This window comes from Shewanella ulleungensis (assembly GCF_014648315.1).
Classification (GTDB): domain Bacteria; phylum Pseudomonadota; class Gammaproteobacteria; order Enterobacterales; family Shewanellaceae; genus Shewanella; species Shewanella ulleungensis.
The window spans coordinates 1-642 of the sequence record NZ_BMQW01000041.1 but is presented as its reverse complement, the minus strand read 5'-3'; the positions used below and the strand labels follow the sequence as shown (position 1 = coordinate 642).

1 protein-coding gene is annotated in these 642 nt (G+C 37.1%); it reads right to left on the bottom strand.

From position 1 onward, the window contains the following. Positions 1–388 precede the first annotated feature (388 nt). On the bottom strand, positions 389–642 hold a 254-nt coding region (locus IEY40_RS20130), incomplete at its 5' end, for a flagellin (protein WP_268244210.1).

The following is a 642-nucleotide window of genomic DNA, read 5'->3' as shown; positions in this document are numbered from 1 at the left end:
TTTGTGCTTTCATGGATGTAACGTTGGTATTTACTGAAATAGCCATAATTTATGCCCTCTACCTAACTCAAATAGTGCCTGTCAGTTATATCAGGCAAAGTTTATTTTCTACATACACTGTAACGGCACGATTTGAAAATACTTTAGAGAATAATTAAAACATCTACAACAGATTGATAAATATGAATGACAATGAAGATTATTGACTCAACGTTCGTCCAATCTTTTGTTTTCTCGTTTATCTAAATATCACCTCACTCATGTATTAAGCATAAACAAACCTTTACATCGAATCTAATGACTTCCGCCTATTGCGGTTACTCGTATAGAGGCTATAAATAACAAAACAGGCCATAAGGCCTGTTTCATTAAATGCTGTCGTTTACAATTATAATAACGACAACGCAGTCTGTGGGATTTGGTTAGCCTGGGCTAGCATCGCAGAAGAAGTCTGTGACAAAATCTGTTGCTTAGTTAACTGAGCCGTTTCAGAGGCAAAGTCAACATCTTGAATACGGCTACGCGCATCTGTCACGTTCGATTCAATATTACCTAAATTACTGATGGTAAAGTTCATGCGGTTTTGAACGGCACCTAAGTCTGCACGTTGACTGTCAATCGTTGCTAATGCTTCATCAATAA